The 25820-nt window shown below is 69.7% G+C and carries 23 protein-coding genes and 3 tRNA genes; 19 read left to right on the forward strand and 7 right to left on the reverse strand.

From position 1 onward, the window contains the following. Nucleotide 1 precedes the first annotated feature (1 nt). On the reverse strand, nucleotides 2–901 hold the full coding sequence (locus tag VHA73_15440; protein HVX19419.1) for an RDD family protein: 900 nt from the start codon (nucleotides 899–901) through the stop codon (nucleotides 2–4). A gap of 93 nt (nucleotides 902–994) precedes the next feature. Here VHA73_15440 and VHA73_15445 point away from each other — a divergent pair, with 93 nt between their 5' ends. Continuing rightward, on the forward strand, nucleotides 995–2335 hold the full coding sequence (locus VHA73_15445) for a glycine--tRNA ligase (GenBank protein ID HVX19420.1): 1341 nt from the start codon (nucleotides 995–997) through the stop codon (nucleotides 2333–2335). An 81-nt stretch (nucleotides 2336–2416) separates the two neighbouring features. On the opposite strand, the gene VHA73_15450 is transcribed toward VHA73_15445, so the two are convergent. Continuing rightward, the gene (locus tag VHA73_15450) at nucleotides 2417–3349 is read right to left on the reverse strand and encodes an alpha/beta hydrolase (GenBank protein HVX19421.1); all 933 of its coding nucleotides are present in this window, start codon (nucleotides 3347–3349) and stop codon (nucleotides 2417–2419) included. 203 nt (nucleotides 3350–3552) lie between these two features. On the opposite strand from VHA73_15450, the gene ppdK reads away from it, so the two are divergent. The 4 genes from ppdK to rpoD all read left to right on the forward strand — a co-directional run bounded on the left by ppdK (nucleotide 3553) and on the right by rpoD (nucleotide 10237). After that, nucleotides 3553–6210, forward strand: coding sequence for a pyruvate, phosphate dikinase (gene ppdK / locus VHA73_15455; protein ID HVX19422.1), 2658 nt, complete (start codon nucleotides 3553–3555; stop codon nucleotides 6208–6210). A 4-nt stretch (nucleotides 6211–6214) separates the two neighbouring features. Beyond that, nucleotides 6215–7147, forward strand: a complete 933-nt coding sequence (locus tag VHA73_15460; GenBank protein HVX19423.1) for a TerC family protein — start codon at nucleotides 6215–6217, stop codon at nucleotides 7145–7147. Nucleotides 7148–7232: 85 nt separating this feature from the next. Beyond that, entirely contained in the window at nucleotides 7233–9044 is a 1812-nt protein-coding gene (dnaG, locus tag VHA73_15465) for a DNA primase (protein ID HVX19424.1), read from the forward strand. Continuing rightward, nucleotides 9041–10237, forward strand: coding sequence for an RNA polymerase sigma factor RpoD (rpoD, locus tag VHA73_15470; GenBank protein HVX19425.1), 1197 nt, complete (start codon nucleotides 9041–9043; stop codon nucleotides 10235–10237). Before dnaG ends, rpoD begins: the two co-directional genes overlap by 4 nt. A gap of 51 nt (nucleotides 10238–10288) precedes the next feature. On the opposite strand, the gene VHA73_15475 is transcribed toward rpoD, so the two are convergent. Continuing rightward, a complete protein-coding gene (locus VHA73_15475; GenBank protein ID HVX19426.1) occupies nucleotides 10289–10525 on the reverse strand; it encodes a hypothetical protein in 237 nt (78 codons plus the stop codon). Nucleotides 10526–10626: 101 nt separating this feature from the next. Between VHA73_15475 and VHA73_15480 the strand changes: the two genes are divergently transcribed. Together VHA73_15480 and VHA73_15485 are read left to right on the forward strand one after the other, a co-directional pair. Continuing rightward, nucleotides 10627–10699: transfer RNA gene (locus VHA73_15480), tRNA-Asn, on the forward strand. A gap of 43 nt (nucleotides 10700–10742) precedes the next feature. Next, nucleotides 10743–10815: transfer RNA gene (locus tag VHA73_15485), tRNA-Ile, on the forward strand. Between the two features lie 25 nt (nucleotides 10816–10840). Here VHA73_15485 and VHA73_15490 read toward each other — a convergent pair. Both VHA73_15490 and VHA73_15495 read right to left on the reverse strand, forming a co-directional pair. Continuing rightward, nucleotides 10841–12829, reverse strand: coding sequence for an ABC transporter ATP-binding protein (locus VHA73_15490; GenBank protein ID HVX19427.1), 1989 nt, complete (start codon nucleotides 12827–12829; stop codon nucleotides 10841–10843). Then, entirely contained in the window at nucleotides 12826–14559 is a 1734-nt protein-coding gene (locus VHA73_15495; GenBank protein ID HVX19428.1) for an ABC transporter ATP-binding protein, read from the reverse strand. The genes VHA73_15490 and VHA73_15495 overlap by 4 nt, the downstream gene beginning before the upstream one ends. Before the next feature lie 180 nt (nucleotides 14560–14739). Between VHA73_15495 and VHA73_15500 the strand changes: the two genes are divergently transcribed. The 3 genes from VHA73_15500 to VHA73_15510 all read left to right on the forward strand — a co-directional run bounded on the left by VHA73_15500 (nucleotide 14740) and on the right by VHA73_15510 (nucleotide 18038). Continuing rightward, on the forward strand, nucleotides 14740–15828 hold the full coding sequence (locus tag VHA73_15500; GenBank protein HVX19429.1) for a ferritin-like domain-containing protein: 1089 nt from the start codon (nucleotides 14740–14742) through the stop codon (nucleotides 15826–15828). Nucleotides 15829–15872: 44 nt separating this feature from the next. Beyond that, the gene (locus VHA73_15505) at nucleotides 15873–16691 is read left to right on the forward strand and encodes a hypothetical protein (protein HVX19430.1); all 819 of its coding nucleotides are present in this window, start codon (nucleotides 15873–15875) and stop codon (nucleotides 16689–16691) included. Between the two features lie 66 nt (nucleotides 16692–16757). After that, a complete protein-coding gene (locus VHA73_15510; GenBank protein ID HVX19431.1) occupies nucleotides 16758–18038 on the forward strand; it encodes a protein kinase in 1281 nt (426 codons plus the stop codon). A 120-nt stretch (nucleotides 18039–18158) separates the two neighbouring features. On the opposite strand, the gene VHA73_15515 is transcribed toward VHA73_15510, so the two are convergent. Then, entirely contained in the window at nucleotides 18159–18725 is a 567-nt protein-coding gene (locus VHA73_15515; GenBank protein ID HVX19432.1) for a hypothetical protein, read from the reverse strand. A gap of 211 nt (nucleotides 18726–18936) precedes the next feature. Between VHA73_15515 and VHA73_15520 the strand changes: the two genes are divergently transcribed. The 4 genes from VHA73_15520 (at nucleotide 18937) to VHA73_15535 (ending at nucleotide 20893) form a co-directional block, all read left to right on the forward strand. Next, entirely contained in the window at nucleotides 18937–19683 is a 747-nt protein-coding gene (locus VHA73_15520) for an inositol monophosphatase (protein ID HVX19433.1), read from the forward strand. 38 nt (nucleotides 19684–19721) lie between these two features. Further along, complete coding sequence (locus VHA73_15525) at nucleotides 19722–20267, forward strand: NUDIX domain-containing protein (protein ID HVX19434.1); 546 nt, start codon at nucleotides 19722–19724, stop codon at nucleotides 20265–20267. Then, complete coding sequence (locus tag VHA73_15530) at nucleotides 20260–20754, forward strand: DUF523 domain-containing protein (protein ID HVX19435.1); 495 nt, start codon at nucleotides 20260–20262, stop codon at nucleotides 20752–20754. The genes VHA73_15525 and VHA73_15530 overlap by 8 nt, the downstream gene beginning before the upstream one ends. A 62-nt stretch (nucleotides 20755–20816) precedes the next feature. After that, nucleotides 20817–20893, forward strand: a tRNA-Val gene (locus tag VHA73_15535). A gap of 67 nt (nucleotides 20894–20960) precedes the next feature. Here VHA73_15535 and VHA73_15540 read toward each other — a convergent pair. Further along, nucleotides 20961–21233 carry an alpha/beta hydrolase fold domain-containing protein gene (locus VHA73_15540; GenBank protein HVX19436.1) on the reverse strand — a complete coding sequence of 91 codons (273 nt, stop codon included), beginning with the start codon at nucleotides 21231–21233 and terminating at the stop codon, nucleotides 20961–20963. 143 nt (nucleotides 21234–21376) lie between these two features. Between VHA73_15540 and VHA73_15545 the strand changes: the two genes are divergently transcribed. From VHA73_15545 to VHA73_15565, 5 genes are all read left to right on the forward strand, one after another. Next, the gene (locus tag VHA73_15545) at nucleotides 21377–22225 is read left to right on the forward strand and encodes a methyltransferase domain-containing protein (GenBank protein HVX19437.1); all 849 of its coding nucleotides are present in this window, start codon (nucleotides 21377–21379) and stop codon (nucleotides 22223–22225) included. A gap of 33 nt (nucleotides 22226–22258) precedes the next feature. Continuing rightward, a complete protein-coding gene (locus VHA73_15550; GenBank protein ID HVX19438.1) occupies nucleotides 22259–22714 on the forward strand; it encodes an SRPBCC family protein in 456 nt (151 codons plus the stop codon). Between the two features lie 137 nt (nucleotides 22715–22851). Then, nucleotides 22852–23628 (forward strand): phytanoyl-CoA dioxygenase family protein, encoded by a 777-nt coding sequence (locus VHA73_15555; protein ID HVX19439.1) that lies wholly within the window; start codon nucleotides 22852–22854, stop codon nucleotides 23626–23628. After that, nucleotides 23625–24197 carry a hypothetical protein gene (locus VHA73_15560; protein HVX19440.1) on the forward strand — a complete coding sequence of 191 codons (573 nt, stop codon included), beginning with the start codon at nucleotides 23625–23627 and terminating at the stop codon, nucleotides 24195–24197. Before VHA73_15555 ends, VHA73_15560 begins: the two co-directional genes overlap by 4 nt. A gap of 16 nt (nucleotides 24198–24213) precedes the next feature. Continuing rightward, nucleotides 24214–25794 (forward strand): GMC family oxidoreductase, encoded by a 1581-nt coding sequence (locus VHA73_15565; protein ID HVX19441.1) that lies wholly within the window; start codon nucleotides 24214–24216, stop codon nucleotides 25792–25794. The last annotated feature ends 26 nt before the right edge of the window (nucleotides 25795–25820 follow it).

A 25820-nucleotide genomic window follows, 5' to 3' on the forward strand; every position in this document is an offset into this window, starting at 1 on the left:
TTCACTGGCTGATGGGTCGCCAAGTGCCCGACGCGCGGTCGTGCTCGAGCCACTGCTGCTCCTGGGCGTTCCACCAGATGTAGGTGTTGCGGGCGGCGTCCCACTGGGGTTGGTGGACCGCGGCGCCGGTGGCCGTGGCGGCGGGTGAGCTCGACGCCGGCGAGGGCGAACTCGGCGCCGGGGCGGCCCCGGGCGAGGGCTGCGTGCCGGAAGGCGGCCCGAACGGTGAGGGTCCGGGAGTGGTGATCGCGCCTTGTCCCGGTGCGCCGTAGCCGCCGAAGCCGGCCGGCGCCGAACGGATCGGCTGGCCTGCCGCGCGCTTGTCGACCACGTACGTGCTGGCCGCCATGTCGCCGACCCGTTGATGGTCGTCGTTGGTCAGCGAGACGATCAGGCCGACCAGGCCGGCGAAGATGCCGTCGGGGATGAGGAGCAGCAGGTTGCGCAGGAAGGCCCAGCCGAGCCCCGGCTTCGAGCCGTTCTCGCGCACGACGCGCAACCCGGCGATCAGCTTGCCGAGGTTGCCGCCGGCGAGCCCTTCGAGGATCACCGCGTCGATGAGCCACCAGCCGACCACCACGCCGATGAGCGTGCCGATGAACGGCCCGCTGTCGATGAGGATGAACTCGTCATCGCTCGTCGCGAAGCACAACTTGTCGTTGCGGTTGGCCGGGTCGTAGTTGTCGCAGAACTTGTAGGCCGTCTCGCCGGTGGCCGCCTGGACGTTCTTGTAGCTCTTGCCCGGCGACGTGGCGGCGATGATGCCGATGAAGAGCCCGATGATCACGATCGCGCTGATCAGGCCGTTGAGGAGGTACGCGCCGATGCGCTTGCCCATGACGTCGGTCGGCTTGCGCATCGCCATCGCGTAGTTCGGCGGCGTGGCGGGATAGGTGGTCACGAGGGCGGAGGCTACTGCCCCGCCCCTGGCGACGACGCGATGGCATCGAACTCGGGTCAGGGCCGTATCGCGACCCCACTACGCTCGACGGCCATGTCCGAACCCGCGACCGCAGCAGGTAAGCCCGACCCGTCCCTGATGGACAAGGTCGTCAACCTCTGCAAGCGCCGCGGGGTGATCTTCCCGTCGGCGGAGATCTACGGCGGCTTCCGGTCGGCGTACGACTACGGGCCGGTCGGCGTCCAACTGCTGCGGAACGTGAAGGACGCCTGGTGGCGTTCGATGGTCCAGCTGCGCACCGACATCGTGGGCCTGGACGCCTCGATCCTCACCCCACCGGCGGTGTGGGAAGCGTCGGGCCACCTGGCCAACTTCACCGACCCGCTCGTCGACTGTCGCAACTGCAACGAGCGCTTCCGGCTCGACAAGCTCGACGATCCCCGCACGTGCCCGAACTGTGGGGCGAGGGACTCCTTCACCGAGGCGCGCCAGTTCAACTTGATGTTCCGCACGACGGCCGGCCCGGTCGAAGGTGCGGGCCATGACGTGTACCTGCGGCCCGAGACCGCACAAGGCATGTTCGTCAACTTCACCAACGTGATGAACGCCAGCCGCAAGCGTCCTCCGTTCGGCATCGCGCAGACGGGCAAGAGCTTCCGCAACGAGATCACGCCTGGCCAGTTCGTGTTCCGCACCCGTGAGTTCGAGCAGATGGAGATGGAGTTCTTCGTCCCGCCCGACGAGGCGGCGCAGTGGTACGAGTACTGGTGCAACGAACGCATGAACTGGTACCTCGACCTCGGCATCCCCGCGGATCAGCTCCGGTTGCGGCCGCATGCCGAGGACGAGCTGTCGCACTACTCGTCGGGCACGTCCGACGTGGAGTTCCTGTTCCCCTGGGGCTGGGATGAGCTCGAAGGCATCGCCAACCGCGGCGACTACGACCTGCGCCAGCACATCGAGCACTCCGGTGAGCGGCTCGAGTACTTCGACCAGGCGGCGGGGGAGCGGTACATCCCCCATGTGATCGAGCCTGCCGCGGGCGCGACCCGCACGATGATGGCGTTCCTGCTCAGCGCGTACGACGAGGAAGAAGTCCGTGGCGAGCAGCGCACCGTGCTGCGGCTGCACCCGCGCCTGGCGGCGTACAAGGTCGCGGTGCTCCCGCTGTCCAAGAAGCCGGAGCTCTCCGCGGTGGCGGGGGAGGTACTCAGCCTCGTCCAACCCGAGTTCATGTGCGACTACGACGAGACGCAGGCCATCGGCCGCCGTTATCGCCGCCAGGACGAGATCGGCACGCCGTTGTGCGTCACCGTCGACTTCGAGTCGCTCGAGGACCGGGCCGTGACGGTGCGCGAGCGCGACTCGATGGCGCAGGACCGGGTCGCGATCGACCACCTGGTCGGCCACCTGCACGCCAAGCTCGGCTTCTGACGAAGCCTGCCGGCATCGGCCGGCGTGGCGTTGTCACCGGCGCGACCCAACGGACACGACACGCCGGAGGGCACCGGCGGATCAGCGCAACGTCTCCGCCAGCGCCTTCGCGAGGTGGTCCAGGGCTTCCTCGGCGTCGGGCAGGATCCCTTGCAGCGTGTAGAAGTCGTGGATCTCGCCCTCGAAGAGGCGGTGGTCGACCGGCACCCCCGCCGCTTGGAGCGCCTCGACGTAGGCGTTGCCCTCGTCGCGCAGCGGGTCGAGTTCGGCGGTGATCACCGCGGCGGGCGGGAGGCCCGACAGATCGGTGGTGAGCAACGGAGAGACCCGGGGGTGGGCGGCGGCCGCGTCGTTGCCGGCGAGGTAGTTCCCGGTGAACCAATCCATCAGCTCCTGGGTGAGCATCTTGCCCTCGCCGTTCTCGGTCCGCGACGGCCACGACCTGCTGGCGTCGGTGACCGGACAGCACAGCACTTGGAGCGCGATCGACGGCCCGCCGATGGACTTGGCGAGTTGCGAGACGACCGCCGCGAGGTTGCCGCCTGCCGAGTGGCCCCCCACGGCGAGGCGCGAGCCGTCGGCGCCCAACTCGTCGGCGTGGGCCGAGAGCCATGCGGTCGCTTCCATGCAGTCGTCGACCGCGGCGGGGAACGGGTGCTCCGGCGCAAGCCGGTAGTCGACCGACGCCACCACGACACGCCCGCGCGTGCACAGCGCCCGAGCCATTCCGTCGGTGGTGTCGAGGTCGCCGATCGTCCAGCCACCACCGTGGAACCACACCAGCAGCGGGGGCGTTGCGTCGCTGCCCGAGGGGCGGTACACGCGCAGGGCGACATCGCCCGCCGGGCCGGGGAACGTGCGGTCGGAGACCTCGGCGCCGTCGTCCCTGGCGGTCATCGCGTACAGCCCGCGATAGGTCTCTCGGGTCTCGTCGACCCCGGGCTCCTCGGGTGACCCGGACTCCATCTGCGCGAGCAGGTCGAGGAATGTCTGCACCTCAGGCTTGGCGGCCACGGGTCCCCCTTGGTTCGGCCGGCGTTGCGCGGATCGACGCTAGTCGTGCGCCTGGCAATCGGCGGGGCGGCCCTGGCGGCCCTCGGCACCACGAGTGGCAGGGGGGAGGGTTTGGTCGCCGGCTGCCTTCTCGATCCAGGGGCTACCGCCGGTAGGCTCACGGCCCACCTGTCCACGCCCGGTCCCGAACCAAAGGTGTACACGTGCCTCTGATCTACGCGTTCGATCACTCCCACCGCCGGCCGCCCATGGAGCTCAAGGGCCTGCTGGGTGGGAAGGGCGCGAACTTGGCCGAGATGACCTCTGTCCTCGAGCTGCCGGTGCCGCCGGGCTTCACGATCACCACCACCGCCTGCCGCCGCTACCTCGAGTCCGGCTGGCCTGAAGGGCTCGACGCGGAGCTCACCCGTCACGTGGCGCGCCTCGAGAAGGCCATGGACCGTTCGCTCGGCGACCCGGTCGACCCGTTGCTCGTCAGCGTCCGTTCGGGCGCGAAGTTCTCGATGCCGGGGATGATGGACACCGTCTTGAACCTCGGCTTGAACGACAAGTCGGTCAAAGGCCTCGCCGAGGTCACGTCGAACGACCGGTTCGCCTACGACTCGTATCGGCGCTTCATCGCCATGTATGGCCGGATCGTGCTCGGCGTGCCGGGCGAGGAGTTCGACGGGCCCCTCGACGCAGCCAAGGAAGCGGTCGGCGCGGCCACCGACGCCGACCTCTCCGCGGAAGCGCTGGCCGACTTGTGCCACGCGTTCAAGGCGGTGGTGAAGCGCCACACCGGACGGGCGTTCCCGCAGGACCCCATGAAGCAGCTGCGGGGCGCGATCGAAGCCGTGTTTCGCTCGTGGAACACCCCCCGGGCGATCGCCTACCGGGTGCGCGACCGCATCCCGCACGACCTCGGCACCGCCGTGAACGTGCAGGCCATGGTGTTCGGCAACCGGGACGAGCAGTCGGGCACGGGTGTCGGCTTCACACGCAACGCGGCCACGGGTGAGAACAAGCCCTACGGCGACTTCATGATCAACGCCCAGGGCGAGGACGTCGTCGCCGGCATCCGCAACACCGAGAGCCTCGACGAGCTCGCCGGCCACTTCCCGGAGATCCACGACGACCTGCTGGGGATCTTCGCTCGGCTCGAGCATCACTACCGAGACATGTGCGACACCGAGTTCACCATCGAGCAGGGCAAGCTCTGGATGTTGCAGACCCGTGTGGGCAAGCGCACCGGCCGTGCCGCGCTCCGCATGGCGGCGGAGATGGCGGCCGGAACCAAGGCGAAGAAGTCGGCGGGCACGCCCGCATGGAAGATCACCCGCGAGGAAGCCGTCTCGCGGATCACCGCCGACCACCTCGACCAGGTGCTGCACCCGCAGCTCCGCAAGGGCGACCTGCCGGTGATCACCGTCGCGCTCGCCGCGTCGCCCGGCGCAGCGGTAGGCCGCGTCGTGTTCGACGCCGACGACGCGGTCGCCGCAGCAGACCGGGGTGAGGCGGTGATCCTCGTCCGCAACGAGACGTCACCCGAGGACGTGCACGGCATGCAGGCGTCGCGGGGCGTGCTCACCGCGCGGGGCGGTCTGGTGAGCCACGCCGCGGTCGTGGCGCGAGGTTGGGGGATCCCGGCGGTCGTGGGCGCCGAGAAGGTCAAGATCAAGGCCGGGGCGTTCACCGTCGACGACGTGACGGTGCACGAAGGTGACTGGTTGAGTCTCGACGGCACGACAGGCGAAGTCGTGTTGGGCCAGGCCGCCCTCACCGAGACCGAGCCGCCGGAGGAGTTCGAGGTGGTGCTCGGCTGGGCCGACCGGATCCGCAAGGGCCGGCTCGCGGTGCGCGCCAACGCCGACAACGGCCCTGACGCCGCCAAAGCGCGCACGTTCGGCGCGGAGGGCATCGGGTTGTGCCGCACAGAGCACATGTTCCTCGGCGAGGACCGCCTCCCCGTCGTGCGTCGCATGATCCTGGCCGACACACCGCAAGAGGAGGCGTCGGCGCTCGAAGAGCTGCGCCGAGTCCAGAAGAAGGACTTCGAGGCGATCCTCGAAGCGATGGACGGACTGCCCGTCACGATCCGGCTGCTCGACCCACCGCTGCACGAGTTCCTACCTTCGCTGGAGGAGCTGGAGGAGAAGAAGGCCATCGGCGGGCTCGCCCCCGCCGAGGAGAAGCTGCTCGAGGCGGCCAAGTCATGGCACGAGGTCAACCCGATGCTCGGGATCCGTGGTGTGCGGCTCGGTGTGGTGAAGCCCGGGTTGTACGCCATGCAGGTACGAGCGCTCGTGCAGGCTGCGGCCGACCGGGTCCGCAAGGGCGGCGACCCGATCGTCGAGGTGATGATCCCGCTCGTGGTGTCGCGCGAGGAGCTCGCGTTGGCTCGCGGCTGGGCGGTCGACGCGATCGCCGATGCCACCAAAGACCTTCGCCGGAAGCCGAAGATCCTCATCGGCACGATGGTCGAGACCCCGCGGGCCGCGTTGTGCGCCGATCAAGTGGCGGAAGTGGCGGACTTCTTCAGCTTCGGTACCAACGACCTCACACAGATGACGTTCGCGTTCTCGCGCGACGACGTCGAGGGCCGCATGATGAACGCGTATCTCGAGCAGGGCATCTTGAAGCGCAACCCCTTCGAGACCATCGACCGTGATGGCGTGGGCGCGCTGGTGCGCCAGGCGACCCGGCGTGGCCGCAAGGTCAACGACCGGCTGAAGCTCGGCGTGTGCGGCGAGCACGGCGGTGACCCCGAGTCGATCTCGTTCTTCTTCGACGCCGGGCTGGACTACGTGTCCTGCTCGCCGTTCCGCGTGCCGATCGCCCGGCTGGCCGCAGCTCAGGCGGTGGTCGCCGCGGGGGGCTAGGCCACTGCGCTCGCACGCCGCGCTCTGGCAGTGGTCCATCTTCGGGGCGGTCGTCCTCGGTGCCCTGCTGTTCGACCTGCTGGTCGTGCATCGGCGCCCGCGCGAGGTCCGGTTCCGTGAGGCGCTCGTCGAGACGGGCGCGTGGATCGCGCTCGGGCTGGGGTTCGGCGCGCTGGTGTGGGTCTGGTTCGGCCGCTCGATCGCAGGCCAGTACTACTCCGGTTACTTGATCGAAGAGAGCCTCTCGGTCGACAACGTGTTCGTCTGGGCCGTGTTGCTCGACTGGTTCGTCGTGCCGGTCCGCTACCAGTTCCGGGTGCTGTTCTGGGGGGTGTTCGGCGCGCTCGGGCTGCGGGCCGTGTTCATCGTGGCCGGCGTCGCCGTGGTCGATCGCTTCGACCCGATCCTGTACGTCTTCGGCGCGTTTCTCCTGTACACGGCCTGGCGGCTGTTGCGTGGGACCGAGGAGGCGGTGGACCCTGCGACCAGCCGGACGTTGCGCGCGCTGCGCCGCCTGGTGCCGTCGACACCCGAATACGACGGTCAGCGGTTGTTCACGAAGATCGACGGGCGGCGCCTGGCCACCCCGCTGTTCGCGGTCCTCGTGATGATCGAGCTCACTGATGTCCTGTTCGCCACCGACTCGATCCCGGCGATCCTCGCGGTCTCGACCCACACGTTCGTGCTGTACAGCTCCAACGCCTTCGCAGTCTTGGGCCTGCGGTCGTTGTACTTCGTGGTGCGTGGCGCGAAGGACCGCTTCGAAACCCTGGACAACGGCATTGCGGTGATCCTGGCCTTCGTGGGGGTCAAGATGCTGCTGTCCCACGTGGTGCACATCGGCATCGGCGTGTCGCTGGCAGTGATCATCGGCGTGCTCGTGGTGTCGATCGCCTGGTCGGTGTGGCGGCCCGCGCACCGGCGTCGTGCACCATGACCTGGGACTGGTCCGACCGACCCCGGAAGCCGGGTGGAACAGTGCAGCGGCCGCGCTACGTTCCCGAGATGCCGAGGTGGCGCTGATGGCGATCGTGGACGACGACATCGCGCGGGTCCGCGACGCCGTCGACATCGTCCAGCTGATCAGCCGCCACCTGGCGCTCAAGAAGGTCGGTGGCAACTTCGTGGGGCGCTGCCCCTTCCACCAGGAGAACACGCCGTCGTTCAACGTGCGGCCGCAGATCGGTCGGTACTACTGCTTCGGGTGCCTGGCCAGCGGTGACGCGATCGACTTCGTGCAACAGATCGACCACCTCGACTTCGTGGGCGCCGTCGAGCAGCTCGCTGCGCAGGCAGGGATCACCCTGCGCTACACGGATGCGCACCAAGGCGAGGCCCGCAGGGAACGCAAGCTGCTGATCGATGTGATCACCAAGGCGGTCGACTTCTACCACGACCGCTTGCTGCACGGCGCCGACGCCGGCGCCGCGCGCCGTTACCTGCGGGCGCGCGGCTTCGACGGCGACCTGGTTCGCGAGTACCGCCTCGGTTGGGCCCCCGACGCGTGGGACACGCTCGCGCGCCACTTGCGGGTGACCGACAAGGTGCTCGCCGACACGGGCCTCGGCTTCGTGAACCGCGTCAACAAGCAGCAGGACTTCTTCCGCGCCCGGATCTTGTTCCCGATCGCCGACGCCCAAGGCGATCCCGTCGGTTTCGGCGGCCGCAAGCTGCCCGACGCCGAAGGGCCCAAGTACCGCAACACGTCGGAGACCTCCCTGTACCACAAGAGCAAGGTGCTCTACGGACTCGACCGGGCCAAGACCGAGATCGTGCAACAGGATCGGGTGATCATCTGTGAGGGCTACACCGACGTGATCGGGTTCGCCCGAGCCGGGCTACCGGTTGCCGTCGCCACCTGCGGAACCGCGCTGACCGAGGAGCACGTCAAGCTCCTACGGCGGTTCAGCCAGCGCCTGATCCTCGCCTTCGACCCCGACCGCGCGGGCCAGGCCGCTGCGGAGCGGGTGTACGAGTGGGAGCGCACACACGACCTCGAGGTGTCGGTCGTGGCTCTGCCCGAAGGGGAGGATCCGGCCGACTTGGCCCAGCACGATCCCGACCAGCTCCGCGCCGCGGTCGACGAAGCCCAGCGGTTCCTCGGGTTTCGCGTGGGTCAGGCCCTCCGGGGCGGCGACTTGCGCAGCCCGGAAGGGCGGGCACACGCCGCGGACGTGGCGGCCGCCATGATCGCCGAGCACCCCGACGAGCTGGTGCGCGACCCCTATGTGATGGAGGTCGCCGACCGCTGCCGCCTCGATGCAACCCGGCTGCGCGGCCGGGTCGAGCACTTCATCGCCCACCCTCCCGAGCGCGCCACGGCGACCCGCGCCCGCCGCCCGGCGCCCGACGAGGCCGCCGCCGGAGGGCGTGCCGCGCCCGCGGTGCCGTTCCGCACCACCGCCGAGACCGAGGCGCTCCGCGTCGCGGTGCACCGACCCTCCGAGCTCCTCGACCGGCTCGTCGACCGCTTGTTCACCGATCCCGTCCACGTCGCCGTGCTCGGGTCGCTCCGCGCCCACGGCGGTGACACCCGCGCCGCCGCGTTGGCGTCGAACGGTGAGGAAGCTGCCTTGTTGTCCCGCTTGGCGATGGAGGAGACCGCTGCCGACCCCGCCGACGTGCTCGCCCGCCTCGTCGACCAGGCCACCGAGCGCGCCCTCGCCGAAGTCGAGCGTGACGCGCGCATGTCCGATGATCCGTTGGCGTTCGCCGCCTTGATCGGCTGGATCAAGCTCCGCCAGGAGGAGCTCCGGTCTGAGGGCGACGGCAGTCAGGCCGCGGTGAAGCAGTTGGTAGCCTGGCTCACCGAACACGTCGCGGAGGGAGCATGACCGACACCGGTGCGGTGCCATCACTCGGGAGCGCTGGCGGCCCCGCCGCCGAGTTGGAAGGCGCCGACCACCACGGCACCGAAGCTGCCGTGGTCAACATCGAGAGTGGCAGCGCGGCGCGGCCGTTGGATCAGGTGCGCGAGCCGACCGTGATCGACTTGCTGGCGCTCGAGGGCTTCGGCGACGACGACGAGCCCCGTGACCGCCGCGACCGCCGATCTGGTCGCACCATCCGCCCGGCGGCGCGGGCCGGCACCACCACCTCGTCGGACCCCGTCCGTGTGTACTTGCGCGAGATCGGCCGCGTGCCACTGCTCACCGGGCCAGGCGAGGTGGCGCTCGCCAAGCGGATCGAGGCCGGCTCGCTCGCCGCGGTTCACCTCGCCGAAATGGAAGCCAGTGGTCGCTCGCACGAGATCGGCGCGGCGGAGCGGCGCCAGTTCGAGCGGATCGTCCGTGACGGGGAACGGGCCAAGAGCGAGCTCATCCAAGCCAACCTGCGTCTCGTCGTGTCGATCGCCAAGCGCTACGTCGCTCGGGGCATGCCCCTGCTCGACCTGGTGCAAGAAGGCAACCTCGGCCTGATGCGAGCCGTCGAGAAGTTCGACTACACGAAGGGCTTCAAGTTCTCGACGTACGCCACGTGGTGGATCCGCCAGGCCATCACGCGTGCGATCGCCGACCAGGCGCGGACCATTCGGATCCCGGTCCACATGTTCGAGTCGATCAACCGGGTCAACCGCGTGCAGCGCCAGATGCTGCAGGAGCTCGAGCGCGAGCCCACGCTCGACGAGCTGGCCACCAAAGTCGAGATGACCCCGGATCGCGTCCGCGAGATCCTCCGGATCGCGCAGGATCCCTTGTCGCTCGACTCGCCCCTTGGCGAGGCCGACGACTCCAACTTGAGCGACTACATCCCGGACATGACCGCGGACGCCCCCGAGGAGCGGGCTGCCCGCACCATGCTCAACTACGCGGTCGAGCAGGCCCTCGAGGACCTCAACGACCGCGAGCGCCAAGTGATGCGACTTCGCTTCGGCCTCGAGGATGGACAAGCTCGCACGCTCGAGGAAGTCGGCAGGGAGTTCGGGGTCACGCGGGAGCGAATACGCCAGATCGAATCGAAGACCCTCGCCAAGCTGCGCCACCCGCATCGCAGCCAGAAGCTGCGCGACTACCTCGACGGCGACTGAGGGGCGCGCCGCGGCCGTCGGGCGGGCGCGTGGGTCGTGGCCAGTGGACCGTCAGCCGACGAGCTCGCCCTCGGGCTGGCGGTGGCGAACGTCGGTGAGGGCGGCCCGCAGCCGCTCCGCTCCCAGATCGGCCGCCGCACGAAGCTTCACGGCTCCGGTCTCGGCGAGGTCACGCCGCCGTAGCCGGTTCACCACCCGCTCGACAGTGTCGTGGTGCGTCTGCACCGCGCGGGCCACCACCCCCGCGGACACGACGAGAGCGAGAGCGATGCCGACCCGGGTGCGCATCGCTCTGTTGTACCAAACGCAACCCGGCGTTGGGGCAGTTGGCACCTGAGGCCGCCGGCGGTCGGGGGTGGCGAGGGGGCCTGCTAACCTGCGCAATCCGATCCGGGGTAGCTCAACTGGCAGAGCAAACGGCTGTTAACCGTTAGGTTGAGAGTTCGAGCCTCTCCCCCGGAGCAGGTGCGGCCCGCCGGTCCAGCCGGCGGGCGCTCTCGATTTTGGGGCGGTAGCTCAGTGGTCAGAGCAGGGGACTCATAATCCCTCGGTCGTGGGTTCGATCCCCACCCGCCCCACGCACGTCCCGCTCGCCTGGCGGAATCAGGTCGAGGGGGTGCCCGCCGGTTCGTCGAGCTCCTCGATGGCCGGGCCGGCGAACTGGGCGTTGTAGAGCTGGTAGTACGCACCGCCGCGTGCGACGAGCTCTTCGTGCGTGCCTTGCTCCACGATCGACCCGTTCTCCATCACCAAGATCAGGTCGGCGTCGCGGATGGTCGACAGGCGGTGGGCGATCACGAAACTCGTGCGCGACGAGCGCAACGCCGACATGGCCTGCTGGATGAGCACTTCCGTGCGGGTGTCGACGGAGCTGGTGGCTTCGTCGAGGATCAAGATCGTGGGGTCTGCCAGGAATGCCCTGGCGATGGTGATCAGCTGCTTCTCGCCGGCCGACACGGTGGTGCCGTCGTCGTCGAGGCGGGTGTCGTAGCCGTCGGGGAGCGAGTGCACGAACCGGTCGACGTACGCGGCCTTTGCCGCCGCCCGGATCTGCTCCTCGGTCGCGTCGAGGTTGCCGTACGCGATGTTCTCGCGGATCGTTCCGCCGAACAGCCAGGTGTCCTGCAGCACCATGCCGATGTTGGAGCGCAGTTCGGCGCGTGTCATCTGGGCGATGTCGACGCCGTCGAGCGTGATGCGGCCGCCGTCGACCTCGTAGAACCGCATGATCAAGTTCACCAACGTGGTCTTGCCGGCGCCGGTCGGCCCGACGATCGCCACGGTCTCGCCCGGCTCGGCCACGAGCGACAAGTCACGGATCAGCTCCTGGTCAGCCCGGTAGGAGAACTTCACGCGCTCGAACTCGACACGGCCCTCTGGCCGCTCGTCGACGAGCGGGTGTTCGGGATCGGGCGACTCGTCTTCGGCGTCGAGCAGTTCGAAGACCCGCTCCGCCGAAGCGATGCCCGACTGCAAGACGTTGGCCATCGACGCCATCTGCGTGATGGGTTGCGTGAACGCCCTGGAGTACTGGATGAACGCCTGGATGTCGCCCACGGTCATCCGCCCGGACGAGATCAGCAACCCGCCCACCACGGCGATCGCCACGAAGTTCAAGTTGCCGAGGAACATCATCGCCGGCTGGATCACACCGGTGATGAACTGCGCCCGGAACGACGCTTCGTAGAGCCGGTCGTTGGTGGTCTGGAACCGAGCCAGGGCGGCACCCTGCTGGCCGAACACCTTCACCAGCGCGTGGCCGGTGAACGATTCCTCGACCTGGGAGTTGAGCTCGCCGGTGTCGCGCCACTGGGCGATGAACCACCGCTTCGACCGCTGGGTCACGATGCGCACGATCACGATCGACAGCGGGATCGTGACGATCGCGACCCCCGCCAGGATCGGGTCGATCGTGAACATCATGACGCCGACGCCGATGATCATCAGCACCGACGTGAGCATCTGCGCCAGCGATTGCTGGAGGCTCTGGGCCAGGTTGTCGATGTCGTTGGTGACCCTGCTCAGCAGGTCGCCGCGGGGACGGCCGTCGACGTAGCGCAGCGGCAGGTGGTGGATCTTGTCCTCGACATCGGAGCGCAGCCGGTGCATGGCTTTTTGCACGACGTCCGCGAGCGCGTAGGACTGCCAGTACCGCAACACGGTCGCCGCCACGTACAGGCCGACGGCCACGAGCAGTGTGTGGCGCAGGGCGGGGAAGTCGACCCCGTGGTGGATGAACACCCCGCGCACGACGATGTCGGTTGCGTGCGCCAGGACTTTCGGGCCGATCACCGTGAACACGACGCTGCCGATGGCAGTGGTCACCACGATGATCATCTGTGTGCGCTGGGCTGCCATCTGGCGCAGCAGCCGGCGGACCGTACCGCCGAAGTCCTTCGATTTCTCGGCGGGCATCCCGGCCGTCGTGCCCCACCGTCCGGTGATGGCCCCGCGCTGGGGGTTCCTCACCTCGGTGCCACCCGTCGAGGTCGTGTCGGTCGGGGCCTCGGCGGCAGCAGCGCCGTTCGATGCGGTGCGGTCGTTGCCTGACGAGGCACCGTTGCCGGAGGGGGTGGCATCGCGGTCGGTCACGCCGCTTCCTCCGCGCTCATCTGCGAGTCGACGATCTCGGCGTAGGTCGGGCAGGTGTCCAGCAGCTCGTGGTGGGTGCCGAGACCCACCGCGTGGCCGTCGTCGAGGACGAGGATCTGGTCGGCGTTGCGGATCGTGGACACCCGCTGAGCCACGATGATCACCGTCGAGTCCGACACGTACGGCACGAGCGCGGCGCGCAGTCGTGCGTCGGTGGCGGTGTCGAGCGCCGAGAACGAATCGTCGAACAGGTAGATGTCGGGCTTGCGGACCAGGGCACGGGCGATGGCGAGACGTTGCCGTTGACCGCCCGAGACGTTGAGGCCGCCCTGTGCGATGGTGGCTCCGAGGCCGCCCGGCATGGCCGCCACGAAGTCGGCGGCCTGCGCAACCCGCAGCGCTTCCCACAGCTCCTCGTCGGTCGCGCCCGGCGCCGAGAAGCGCAAGTTCGATGCCACCGTCCCGCTGAACAGGTACGGGCGTTGGGGCACCAGGCCGATGTGGTGCCACAAGTTCTCGGGATCGAGCTCGCGCACGTCGGTGCCGTTGACGAGGACGGCACCACTGGTGACGTCGAACAAGCGGGGGATCAGGTTCAACAACGTGGTCTTGCCGGCGCCGGTGGAACCGATGATGGCGGTGGTCTGCGCAGGTCGGGCGAGCAGGTCCACCTGGGACAGCACCGGCTCCTCGGCGCCGGGGTAGCCGAAGGTGGCGCCACGCAGCTCGACGGTGCCGCGGGTCGTGGTCATCGGGATCGGCTCGGGCGGTGGCGCGACCGACGAGTCGAGGTCGAGGACCTCCTCGATCCGCTCCGCGCACACCGCGGCGCGGGGGATGAGCACGGCCATGAACGTGGCCATCATCACCGCGCCGAGGATCTGCACGAGGTATGTCTGGAAGGCGATCAGCGCGCCGACTTTGAGCGTGCCGCTGTTGATGCGCCCGGCGCCGAACCAGATCACCGCGATGCTCGAGAAGTTCATGATGACCATGACGATCGGGAACATGTAGGCCTGGATCTGGCCGGCCCGCAGCGACACGTCGGTCAGCTCGCCGTTGGCTTCGGCGAAGCGGTACACCTCGAGGGGTTCGCGCACGAAGGCCCGCACCACCCGCAGCCCGACGAGCTGCTCTCGCAGCACCCGGTTCACCCAGTCGATGAGGTCCTGCACCCGTTGGTACAGGGGCACCATCCGGGAGATCACGAGCCCGATCAGCACGACCAGCAACGGGATCGCCACGACCAGGATCCACGACAGGCCGGCATCCTCGCGGACCGCCATGATGATGCCGCCGACGCACGTGATGGGCGCCGCCACGAGCATCGTGCAGCTGAGCTGGATGAACGTCTGGACCTGCTGCACGTCGTTGGTCACCCGGGTGATCAACGACGGCGCGCCCAGCTCGCTCACTTCGTGCGACGAGTAGCTCAGCACCTGCTGGAACAGGCCGGCGCGCACGTCTCGTCCGAAGCCGACGGCCGCCCGCGACCCGTAGTACACGGCGATCGTGGCACACGCGACCTGGATGAAGGTGATGAACAGCATGTAGCCGCCGGTGGACCAGATGTAGCCGCGGTCGCCGCCCAACACGCCCTTGTCGATGATGTCGGCGGTGAGGCTCGGCAGGTACAACGTGGCGAGCGCCTGGGCGGTCTGGAACAGCAAGACACCCGCAAGCTGGTAGCGGTAGCGATGGAGGTGGCTGCGCAGGAGCCGCAACAGCATCGGGTGTACTCCGGGTGACAGGTCGGGGCTGATCGGGTGATGAACGCCGGTTGGAAAGGTAGTTCTGAGACTCTACGGTTCCACAATTGAGAGACCGCGGAAGCTCCGATGAGTGGAGGCCGGTGCCGCATCTGGCACGATGTACGCCGTTGCCTGCAAGCAGCGCGAAGGGGGACTGCCATGGCCGACCTGCCGAGCCAGGCCGAGATGGATGCGTCGATCAAGATCGTGCACGACCATGCCGACCGCATCTTCTTGTGGAACTACGAGCGGGAGCGACCTCAGCTCGTCACGCTCTACAACAAGGCGATGTCGTCGCAGTGGAACAGCGTGACCGAGCTCGACTGGTCGATCGACGTCGACCCCGAGGAGCTCGTCCAGAAGCCGACGCCGTTCCAAGAGATCGTGCGCGAGGCCACGAAGCTGCCGGGCTCCCCGATCGCCGCGTGGGGTGATCGTGAGATCACCGCGTTCGGGATCGAGGGCCTGAAAGCCAACTTGAGCCAGTTCATGCACGGCGAGCAGGGCGCCATGATGACGGCTGCGAAGATCGTCGAGACGGTCCCGTGGATCGACGCCAAGTACTACGCGTCGACCCAGACGATGGACGAAGCCCGGCACACCGAGGTCTTCGCCAAGTACCTGCACACCAAGCTGGGTGAGGCGTACCCGATGACGCCGTTCCTCGAGAACCAGATCACCGCGCTGCTCGAGGACAGCCGGTGGGACATCGCCTACCTCGGCATGCAGATCATCATCGAGAGCTTGGCGCTGGCCGCGTTCGGTGACCTGCTCCGTCGCACCGACGAACCGCTGCTGCGCAAGCTGCTGCGCTACGTGATGTCCGACGAAGCTCGCCACGTGGCGTTCGGGGTGCTCAGCCTGAGCGAGTACTACCAGCACCTCTCGTCGGCGGAGCTCAAGGAGCGCCAGGAGTTCCTGCTCGAGAACTCGTTGCTCAACCGGGCACGCGCCACCACTCCGGAGATCTGGGAGCGGCTCGGCGTGTCGGCCGAGGCGGTGGTGCCGGCCATCATCGAGGCGGCCCAGCACAAGGGCCTGCTGCCCGGCGCGAGCTTCGCGCGGGGCTTCCACGCCAAGTTGGTGCCGAACGTCCGCAAGCTCGGGTTGCTCGATGCCAACGATGGTTGGCTCCGCAAGGAGTGGGCCAAGTACGGCCTCATGGAGTTCGAGCACGCCGACGACACCGGCACCGATTACGAGACGTACGACGCGGTGGCCGCCGACCGCGCCGCCGCCACCGCATGATCGAACCGGTCGTCGCCAGGAAGACCTGGCGGACCCTCGAGCCCTTGCACGGGCTCATCTACTTCGCACCCGAGGGCCCCGAGGAGTACGCCGCGGCAGGGGTCCCCGCCGGCACCGCCGGCTATTTCGCGTCGCGCTCGGCGCCACTCGGTGCCGTGCCGGTCGAGGTCGTGATCGCCACGTTCTTCAACTTCCACCCGGCGCTCGTGCGTCGCTCGATGGACGGTGTGTGGGCGGCCACCACACCCGCAAGGGTGCTCCAGGCCCGCACGCGGGTCGCCGACCGAGCGCTTCGCGCCGCCCTGGGTGAGCTTGCGGAGGTGCCCGAGGTGGTGGAAGCGGCCCGGTTGGCGCGCCGCGCCGCGCAAGCAGCGGCCGACCACTGCGAAGGGCGTCCACTCTTCGCGGCCCACGCCGCGCTCGACTGGCCCGACGACCCGCTGCTCGAGCTGTGGCACGCCCAGACCTTGTTGCGCGAGTTTCGTGGCGACGCCCACATCGGGGCACTCGTAGCCGAAGACATCTCGGCGGTGGAGGCGCTGGTCGTGCACGCCGCGACCGGCGATGTGCACGTCGGTTTCCTCCGGGCGAGCCGGAGCTGGCCCGACGAGGACTGGGACGCGGCCGTCGATCGGCTGCGAGCCCGTGGCCTGCTGGAGGCCGGCGACGACCTCGCGCTCACGAGCGAGGGCGTCGCCCACCGTCAGCGCGTCGAGGACGCCACCGACCGTGCGGCCATCCCGGCGTACGACGTGTTGGGGGACGACGGCTGCATCCGACTCCGGGACCTGGCCCGACCACTGGCCCGCGCCGTGGTCGACCGCGGGTTCCTGAACCCAGCCCGCGTCCCTGCCACGCAGTAGCGGGTTCGCCGCCCGGGGCCGCGCCTACCCTCTGAGGGTCGCGCTGGGATGGCTCCGGGAGGGGCGATGACCGACCAACCGATGTCGCCTCGATCCGCCGACCTCGGCATCCCGGGCATCGAAGGGCTCGAACAGGTGGCGCGGGGCGGCTTCGGCGTGGTGTTCCGGGGCCGCCAGGAGCACTTCCGGCGCACCGTGGCGGTCAAGGTCCTCGACTCGACTCCCGACGCCAAGACCCTCGCCCGCTTCGAGCAGGAGTGCCAGGCGCTCGGCGCGTTGTCCGGTCACCCCAACATCGTCTCGATCTTCGACGCCGGTTCCACGCCTGACGGCAGACCGTTCCTGATCATGCCGTACCTGCCGGGAGGGTCGTTGGCCGACCGGCTCGCGGCGCGTGGGCCGTTCCCGTGGCCTGAGATGCTCGACACCGGCGTGAAGTTGGCGGGCGCGTTGACCACCGCGCACGAGGCCGGCTTGCTGCACCGCGACATCAAGCCCGAGAACGTGCTGCGGTCGCAGTACAGCGAGCCGCTGCTGGCCGACTTCGGCCTGGCCCGGGTGCAGGGCCTCGACATGAGTCAGAGCACGACGATCTTGGCGACCCCCGCGCACGTGGCGCCGGAAGTGCTGTCGGGTCAGCCGGCCACGACCTCGTCCGACGTGTACTCGTTGGGCTCGACGCTGTTCGCGTTGCTGTACGGCGGGCCCGCATTCGTGCGTCCGGGCGACGAGCACGTGCTCGCCGTCATGGCGCGCCTCGCCACCGAACCACCGCCCGACCTGCGACCGATGGGTGTGCCCGACCTGCTGTGCCGGGTGCTCGAGTGGTGCATGCAGAAGCAGCCGGCGCACCGTCCGGCGTCGGCCCGCACCCTCGGCGAGGCGCTCCAGCGGGCGCAGGCGCAGCTCGGCGTGCCGGTCACCCCACTGCCGGTCGTGAGCCCGCCCGACCCGCACCAGCTTGCCGGCGCGTTCTCGTCGTGGACACCCGCGCCGGCCGTGACCCCCGCACCGGAGTCGGGGTCGGGTGGCGTCTCGCCGGTGCCGGTGCCGGGCTCGGGTGATGTCTTGCCGGGGTCGGGTGGCGTCTCGCCGGTGCCGGTGCCGGGGTCGGGGTCGGAATCGACCGCCCTGGCGTCCGCGGCCCTCGGTTCGCAGCCGACGGTGGTTCCGCCGGTGGCGAGGTCAGGGGCGGGGGCCGGAGCACACGATGGCGAGGCACCGCCCGCGTCCGCTCCCGGTGGCCCCGGTGCGATTGGGCCCTACACCTGGCTGCAAGTGGGCATCGCCGTGGCGGTGCTGGCGCTGTTCCTCACCGCGGGCCTCCTCACCGGCCTCGCGGTCTGACGTCCGGCGACCGCACCGCCGACCGGCCTGGCCGCCCGTTCGCCGCCGATGGGTGGTGATGGCGTGCGGGTTGCGCGGCCGGCGGGGTTGCGTGGCCGGCGGGGTTGGTGGGCGACCGGGTCAGACATCGCCGAGCCAGCTCGGTGCTCGCTCCAGCAGAAACCGGCTCACGTTGAGGCAGCGATCGAGCACATCGCACAGCTGCTCTTGGCCCATGAAGACGCGGGCCAGTGACACCTCGACCCGCGCCACGATCGTGAGCGCCCGCTCGGCCGCATCGGTGACCGACGCGAACGAGTCGATGGCGGACACCTCGATCGGCAAGTCGGTGCCGCCGACGCCGGCCAGGTCGGTGGCCAGCACCAGCAGGTCGGGCCCGTCGGGCAGCGGCGGCAGCGACCACGTGAAGTGCAGCGGGAGGTGAAACTTGTCGGGCGGCTCGTCGTCCTCGTCCTCGAGGCCCATGACCACGTCCTCGAAAGCCAACATGCTGCGGGGATCGACTTCGAGGGCGAGGTGCAGGTCGAGCGGTCCGCCGCAGGCCTCCTCGGGATGCAGGTCGACCTCCCACGACTGGCGCAAGGAGTACGTCTCCACGAAGTGACGCTCGTCGTGGACGTGGAACCCGTGGTCCACCGCGTGATCTTTGAGGTCGGCCACGAAGCCGGGAACGTCGATGACGGCCATGCCCGACAAGCCTGCCATGCCCGTGCGACAACGCGGTCGCCAGGCGACCACGATCTTGCGATTCGTGCAGATGTGGTTGCTATGTCGCGGCGGGCTCAAGGGGTCCGCCGTTGCTATGTCGCCACTCGTGCACGAATCGCCAGGTTTTGGCGGTTGGCGGTTGGCGGTTGGCGGGGGCGGCCCACTCGCGCGTGGGGCTACGGTCCGGGGGGTGGACGGCGCCGAGCTCCTCGATCTGCTGGGCGCGGCTGCCGACGCCACGATCGCGTCGCTCGCCGCCACCGGTGATTGGGGCCCGTCGGGACGGCGTGAGGGCCAGTACGCGAGCGACCTGGTCGCTGACCGCGCCGCGCTCAGCATCCTCCACGACGCCGGCCTCGACGTCGTCAGCGAGGAGTCGGGCCGCACGGGCCAGGGGACGAGCGGGGTCGTGGTGGTCGTCGACCCGCTCGACGGATCGACGAACGCTTCTCGGGGCGTGTCGTGGTGGGGGACCAGCCTGTGCGCAGTGGACCACGACGGACCTGCGGCGGCCGTGGTGCACGACATCCGCCACGAGGTCCGCTACACCGCGGCGCGCGGGGGCGGCGCGCGGCGCGACGGCGAGGCCATCTGGCCGTCGGGCGCGACCGCCCTGGCCGATTCGCTGGTCGCCCTGTCGGGCTTGCCGCCGTGCCACCTCGGCTGGCGGCAGTTCCGTGCGCTGGGCGCCGTCGCGCTCGACTTGTGCGCGGTGGCCGACGGCACGCTCGACGGGTTCATCGACTGCTCGCCCAGCGCGCACGGCGTGTGGGACTACCTGGGTGGGCTGCTGGTGTGCCGCGAGGCCGGTGCGGTGGTGGCCGACGGGTTGGGGCGAGAGCTCGTCACCCTCGACCACGCCGATCGCCGCACGCCCGTCGCAGCGGCCACCCCGCAGCTGCTGGCGGAGATCGTGGCTGCCCGGCGCACATTTTGACCCGCGGCTTCGGGGTCGACGGCTCGTAGGATTCGACCATGCGTGATCGCCTCCACCGCCTGGCGCTGCGGCTGTACCGGCGCCTGCCCCGTAAGGGCCGGCGATGGGTCGTGCGAGGGATCGCTCCGAAGTACACCGTGGGCGCCATGTGCCTCATCGCCCGCGACGACGGGGCCTTGCTGCTCGTGCGGCTGGCATACCGCAACCACTGGGGCGTGCCGGGCGGGTTGCTGGCCCGTGGCGAGGACCCTGCCGACGCGGCCCACCGGGAGGCGCTCGAGGAGATCGGTGTGGAGGTCGAGCTGCTGGGTGAGCCGGCCGTGGTGGTCGAGCCGGCGCCGCAGCGCATCGACATCGTGTACCGCGCTCGCCTCACCGACGCCGGCGCGACGCCGGTGCCGTCCTCGCCAGAGATCGCCGAGGTCGCCTGGTTCGCGCCCGACCAGCTCCCCGAGCTGCAGGCCGAGCTCACGTCCGCGCTCATGGCGATGTCGAGGGCCTCTCACGCGCCGATGGCGCCGTTGCTCCACACGGTCGAGCCGGGCCGCCCGACGGCCGAGATCGAACGCCTCGGGTATGGCTGACACGTCGGACATCCCGGCGGCCGGTCGGGCGCTTCCCGCGATCGTTGTGTCGGCTTGTCTGCTCGGCGTGGCGTGCGATCACAAGGGAGGCGCGCGCACCGACGAACGGGTGGTGGCGCTCGGTCGGACCCACCACCTGGTGCCCGTTTGCCCCGAGACGGTGGGCGGGCTCCCGACCCCGCGTCTGGCGGCCGAGCGCCAGCCCGACGGCCGGGTGGTGCGCGGCGACGGGGTCGACGTCACCAGCGCGTACCGCCGTGGTGCGGCCCATGCCGTCGAAGTCGCACGTGCCGCCGGCGCGGCGCGCGCCGTGCTGAAAGCGCGGTCGCCATCGTGCGGCTGCCACCAGGTCTATGACGGCACCTTCACCCGTACGCTCGTCGACGGCGAGGGCGTCACCGCTGCGGCACTGCGAGACGCCGGTATCGATGTGTGCTCCGAAGCCGACTTGGCGTCCGCGGGTCCGGACAGCTCCCGCACACACTGACTCGCCGCTGGCCGCCAGGCCCGGCAGACACCGGCGGGACGCCAACTACGCTGTTCCGCTCCGGGCGCGTAGCTCAGCTGGCTAGAGCGCTGCCCTTACAAGGCAGATGTCGGGGGTTCGAGTCCCTCCGCGCCCACCACGAAGCCCCTCGCCCGACGCCGGTGCGTGGAGCGACAGGTGTCGAACCGCGCGGCGGCGCGTTCACCTCAGCCGGTGGGTGCGAGCGCGGCGTTCAGGAAGTCGACCTGGCTGGCGAGGAACGTCTGGGCGATACGGGACTTCGGCCGGATCGCGTCGAAGCCGTGGAAGGCACCCTCGACGAGGTGCAGCTCGGTCTCGACCCCGGCGGCTCCGAGCCATTCCGCGTACGCGACGTCTTCGTCGTGGAACAAGTCGCAGGTGCCGACGCCGATCCATGCGGGTGGCAGGCCGGCCAGGTCGTCGTGACGTCCCGCACGCCGTCGGGAATCGATGGACAAGCTGCTTGTCAGTCAAGGTCCTTGTCGGTCCCGCTGTTGGTGTCGCCCCGCCGAGGGCGCCGCACCCGACAGGTCCCGGAGCGGGCATCATGCAGCAGAGGGCGGGCGCGGCACGGGGCGGCGGACCCCTCCGGGGAGGGGAGATGGCCAGAGAGGACGAGATCCGCTCGGCGCAGCGGTCGACGTGGTCCGGGCTGGCAGCGGGATGGGAGAAGTGGGACTCGATCATCGTCGACCAGCTCGCGCCTGTCGGCGACGCCATGATCGGGCATCTCGCCATCGTTGCCGACGACCACGTGCTCGACGTCGCATCGGGTACCGGCGAGCCGGGTCTGACCATCGCGAGGTTGGTGCCGGACGGTCGCATCGTGCTCACCGACCTGGTGCCGGCGATGCTCGACGTGGCGGCGCGGCGCGCCGCCGCACGGGGGATCACCAACATCGAGACCGAGGTGTGCAGCGCGGACGACCTCCCGTTTGGCGACGCCACCTTCGACGCGGTGTCCGTGCGGTTCGGGCTGATGTTCTTCCCGGATCTTGCTCGCGCCGCGGCCGAGTTCGTCCGGGTGCTCAAGCCCGGTGGACGCCTGTGCTCAGCCGTGTGGGTGCACCCTGAGGGGAATCCCTGGACTTCCATCACGATGGAGGCGATCGCGTCCGAAGTGCGGCTCCCGCCCCCGGACCCTGACGGGCCCAACATGTTCCGTTGGGCGGCGCCGGGTTGCGTCAGCGAGGCGTACCAACGTGCCGGATTGGAAGACGTCGATGAGTGCGACGTCGATGTCGAGCTGGTCACGGCCACGCCCGAGGAGTACTGGGACATGATGAGCGAGCACGTGTCGCTCGCGGTCGCCGCGCTCCAACAGGTCGACGACGCGGCGCGCGGCCGAATCAGGGCTGCAGCGATCGAGCGTGTCGGCGCGTTCGAGACCGACGGCGTCGTGCGGGTCCCCGGCGTCGCCCGGTGCGTCGTCGGCACCAAGCCGGGGTGAGGTCGCGCCGCCGGTCTGTGATGGACTGGGCGCATGGCCGACAAGCTCGAGATCTCACGTGACATCGCCGCGTCGCCGGAGGCGGTGTACGCCGCCCTGTCCGACGTCACCCGGATGGGGGAGTGGTCGATCGAGTGCCATTCCTGCGAGTGGCAAGAGGGCTTCGACGGGCCATCGGTCGGCGCCGTGTTCGACGGCCACAACCGCAACGGCGAACACGAGTGGACCAGCCAGGGGAAGATCGTCGAGGCGGAGCCGGGCCGCTCGTTCGTGTTCGAGTGCTCGATGATGGACGTGCATTACGCCACCTGGGGCTATCGCATCGAGCCGACCGACGGCGGGTGCCGGGTAACCGAGTGGTCTGAGGACTTGCGACCGGAGTACGCGATCGAGTGGAGCAAGCAGGTGTCAGGCATCGACGACCGTGCGGCCCGCAACCGCGAGACCATGCAGGGAACGCTCGACCGTCTCGCCGCGGCGGTGGAGTAGCGGTCAGCCCGGCGCGCGCGGCGCCCGGCCGCGTTCCATGGTCGACCGTCCGCAGGCGCGGCAGAGTCATTGACTGACTCATCAGTCAACAACTAGGTTGACGGCAGGACGGACGCCTCTGGGGGACGGGGGAGCGAGTGGTCGCGGTCGCCAACAGCGCCGACATCGAGCGGTTCCGCACGGACGGCTTCTTCCTGGCCGACGGCCTGTTCAGCGCCGCCGAGTGCGATGCGATGGCCGAGCGGATCGAGTCGGCCGCGTTCGAGCTGGCGCTCGGCCACGCCGAGGAGGGACCGCTGTCCTACCGGCCGATGATGCACTTGGCCGACGAAGGTCTGGCGCGCTGGGCGACCGACCATCGTTGGGCCACGATCGTGCGCCCGCTCCTGCCCGAGGGCGCTCGGCTCTACTGGGAGCAGGCCGTGGTCAAGCCGCCGCAGGCTCGCACCGAGCTGCCGTGGCACCAGGACTCCGGCTACACGCCGCTGGTGCCCGAGGAGTACGTCACGTGTTGGCTCGCGCTCGACGACGCCGACGAACAGAACGGCTGCTTGTGGCTCCAGCCGGGCTCGCAGCACGACGGTCGCCAACCACACCACGACGACGGCCGAGGTGGGCCGTTCCGGGTCGGCCACGACGGGCCGACGGTCGACGGCGTGGCCGTGCCGGTGCACCGGGGCTCGGTGCTGGTGTTCTCGTCGCTGCTCATGCACAAGTCAGGCCCGAACCTCACCGACGGCGCCCGGCGGGCGTGGATCATCCAGTACTGCCCGATCGACGCGCGCTCCGCGCTGTCGGGAAACCTGCTCGACGACCGGCTGCAGGTCAGCGACGGTGCCGGCTGGTTCGACACGCCCGTCCGTCAGCGCGACTTCGACCTGCTCGCCGTGCTGGCCAACTACGACCAGCGGTGACGCCCGACCCGAGCCCGTCGCTGCCGCTCGGCCGGCGCGCGGTGCTCGCCGGCGGCGCGGGTCTCGCCGCGTGGCTGGCGGTTGCGCCGCTGCGGATCCGGTCGGCATGGGGCGCGCCGGCAAGGCTCGCCGGCCGGGCGGCGCCGTTCCCCGGCACGCTCGCCGCGTACGCGTCGACACTGGTGCCTGGGCCCATCGACGACCCCTCGCGCACCGGGGGCGCGTACGAGGCCGGAGGGGTGCAAGTGCTGCTCGACCAACTTCCGGAAGTCGCACCTGTGGTGGTGGCCGACGTCGAAGCTGCGGCCCTCACCCGGCACTTCGCGCCCTTCACGACCTTGACGTACTCGCAGCGCCAAGACCTCCTGGTGAAGTTGTTCGCCGATCCGCTGCACTCGACCCCGCATCTCATCGCGTTCGCGCTGATCGCCGGTGCGTATTACGGCGACATGGTCAACCGGGTGGGGAGCAAGAACATGGGCTTGCCGGGGCCGTCGAAGGGTTACCTCGCCACGTACACCGATCGCACCGGGCACGGGCAGCCGCAATGCTTGGCGATCCCCGCGTGAGGCGATAGGCCGGTCCATGGTCGACCGGTACGACGTCGCGGTGATCGGTTCGGGCTTCGGCGGGTCGATCGCGGCGTTTCGCTACGCCGCCGCCGGCCTGCGGGTGATCGTGCTCGAGCGAGGCCCCGCGGTGCCCGACGCGGCGCTCGCCCAGTCAGAAGCGCCCGACTCGCTGTACCGGATCTACACGCGCTACCAGTCGGTCTATGTGCCGGCCACGGGTCGGGGCGGGCTCGACGTGCTGACAGGCTCCGTCGTCGGCGGCGGATCCATCGTGTACTCCGGCGTGTCGCTCCGGGCTCCCTCCTTCGTGTTCGACCGGACCGAAGGGGGTGGCCGGCGCCTGTTCCCTGCCGCGATCACGCGCGCCGAGCTCGATCCGTTCTACGACCTCGTCGAACGCAACTTGCCGGTCACCCAGATGGTCTGGCGGACCGGCGACCCCGGCGAACAGTGGCGCCAAGTACCGAGGCGCGGCTCGGTCTGGGCCAGCGCCGCACGCCTTGGCGGCCACACCGTGTTGCCGATCCGCCAAGCCGTCGACGACTGCCTGCACTGCGGCTGGTGCAACACGGGCTGCCAGTTCGGCCGCAAGCGAGACATGACCAAGAACTACTTGGGCGCGGCGCGCCGGCTCGGCGTCGAAGTGCGCTCGGGTGTGGAGGTCGACCTGGTTGCACGCGTCGCGGGCGTCTGGCAGGTGATCGGGCACCCCGGGCCGGGTGCGGAGGGTGGCTCGGGTCAAGGGGTGGCGTTGCTCCAAGCCGACGAGGTCGTGGTCGCCGCCGGCGCGATCGGAAGCACCCTGCTGCTCCAACGATCCGGGATCAGCAACCCGCATCTCGGCCGCCACATCTCGGGCAACGCCGACTTGCCGCTGGGCGCGTTCATGCCACAGCGAACCGACGTCTACCAAGGTGTGGCGATGGACACGGTCTCGTTCGACTGGCTGCGCCCCGAGTCGACCGGTCCCCACGCGGCCGACAAGTTCATCGTGATCACCCAGCACATGTTGCCGTTGTCGACGCTGATCGACGGGCATGGCGCGTCCCGCTCCGGGCAACCCGACGCGTGGGGCCTGACCAAGAAGCAGCGCTACCGCGACTTCGGCAGCCACTTCCTCGGCCTCGCGGTGATCGGCCTCGACGACTCCGAAGGCGTGATCGACGGCCCCGAGGTCAGCGTGTACCAAGGCAACCGGCTGCTCCCGCTGCGCTACGAGCAGAGCCCGGCGTCGAAAGCGGTCTGGGACCGTGCCCGGACGGTGTGCCGCGGGATCGTCGAGGACGCCGGCGGCACGTTCGTCGACGTCGCCCGCGAGTACCCGAACCCCCAGACCGCGCACCCGCTCGGCGGAACACGGATGGCGGTGGCGCGCGGCGACGGGGTGGTGGACCAGGACGGACGGGTCTTCGGTCAGCCCGGGTTGTCGGTGCTCGACGGATCGATCGTGCCGACCGCGCTCGCCGTGAACCCGTCGCTGACCATCGCTGCGCTGGTCGAGCGGGCAATGCAGCGTCGCTTGCGTGCCATGGGCAGACCTGACGCCGCAGACCTCCGGCCCGACGCGGTCCTCCACGGCAGGGCCCACAGGTGAGCGCGCACATGGCCGCGAAGGCGAGA

The sequence above is a fragment of the Acidimicrobiales bacterium genome (assembly GCA_035547835.1).
Taxonomy (GTDB): domain Bacteria; phylum Actinomycetota; class Acidimicrobiia; order Acidimicrobiales; family Iamiaceae; genus DASZTW01.

Excerpts from the sequence above, each read along its gene's own strand:
- VHA73_15510 (HVX19431.1), top strand. The coding sequence starts at position 16,758 with ATGACCGACCAACCGATGTCGCCTCGATCCGCCGACCTCGGCATCCCG.
- VHA73_15545 (HVX19437.1), top strand. The coding sequence starts at position 21,377 with ATGGCCAGAGAGGACGAGATCCGCTCGGCGCAGCGGTCGACGTGGTCC.
- VHA73_15530 (HVX19435.1), top strand. The coding sequence starts at position 20,260 with ATGGCTGACACGTCGGACATCCCGGCGGCCGGTCGGGCGCTTCCCGCG.
- rpoD (HVX19425.1), top strand. The coding sequence starts at position 9,041 with ATGACCGACACCGGTGCGGTGCCATCACTCGGGAGCGCTGGCGGCCCC.
- VHA73_15515 (HVX19432.1), bottom strand. The coding sequence starts at position 18,725 with ATGGCCGTCATCGACGTTCCCGGCTTCGTGGCCGACCTCAAAGATCAC.
- dnaG (HVX19424.1), top strand. The coding sequence starts at position 7,233 with ATGGCGATCGTGGACGACGACATCGCGCGGGTCCGCGACGCCGTCGAC.
- VHA73_15500 (HVX19429.1), top strand. The coding sequence starts at position 14,740 with ATGGCCGACCTGCCGAGCCAGGCCGAGATGGATGCGTCGATCAAGATC.
- VHA73_15565 (HVX19441.1), top strand. The coding sequence starts at position 24,214 with ATGGTCGACCGGTACGACGTCGCGGTGATCGGTTCGGGCTTCGGCGGG.
- VHA73_15550 (HVX19438.1), top strand. The coding sequence starts at position 22,259 with ATGGCCGACAAGCTCGAGATCTCACGTGACATCGCCGCGTCGCCGGAG.
- VHA73_15475 (HVX19426.1), bottom strand. The coding sequence starts at position 10,525 with ATGCGCACCCGGGTCGGCATCGCTCTCGCTCTCGTCGTGTCCGCGGGG.
- VHA73_15445 (HVX19420.1), top strand. The coding sequence starts at position 995 with ATGTCCGAACCCGCGACCGCAGCAGGTAAGCCCGACCCGTCCCTGATG.
- VHA73_15495 (HVX19428.1), bottom strand. The coding sequence starts at position 14,559 with ATGCTGTTGCGGCTCCTGCGCAGCCACCTCCATCGCTACCGCTACCAG.
- VHA73_15525 (HVX19434.1), top strand. The coding sequence starts at position 19,722 with ATGCGTGATCGCCTCCACCGCCTGGCGCTGCGGCTGTACCGGCGCCTG.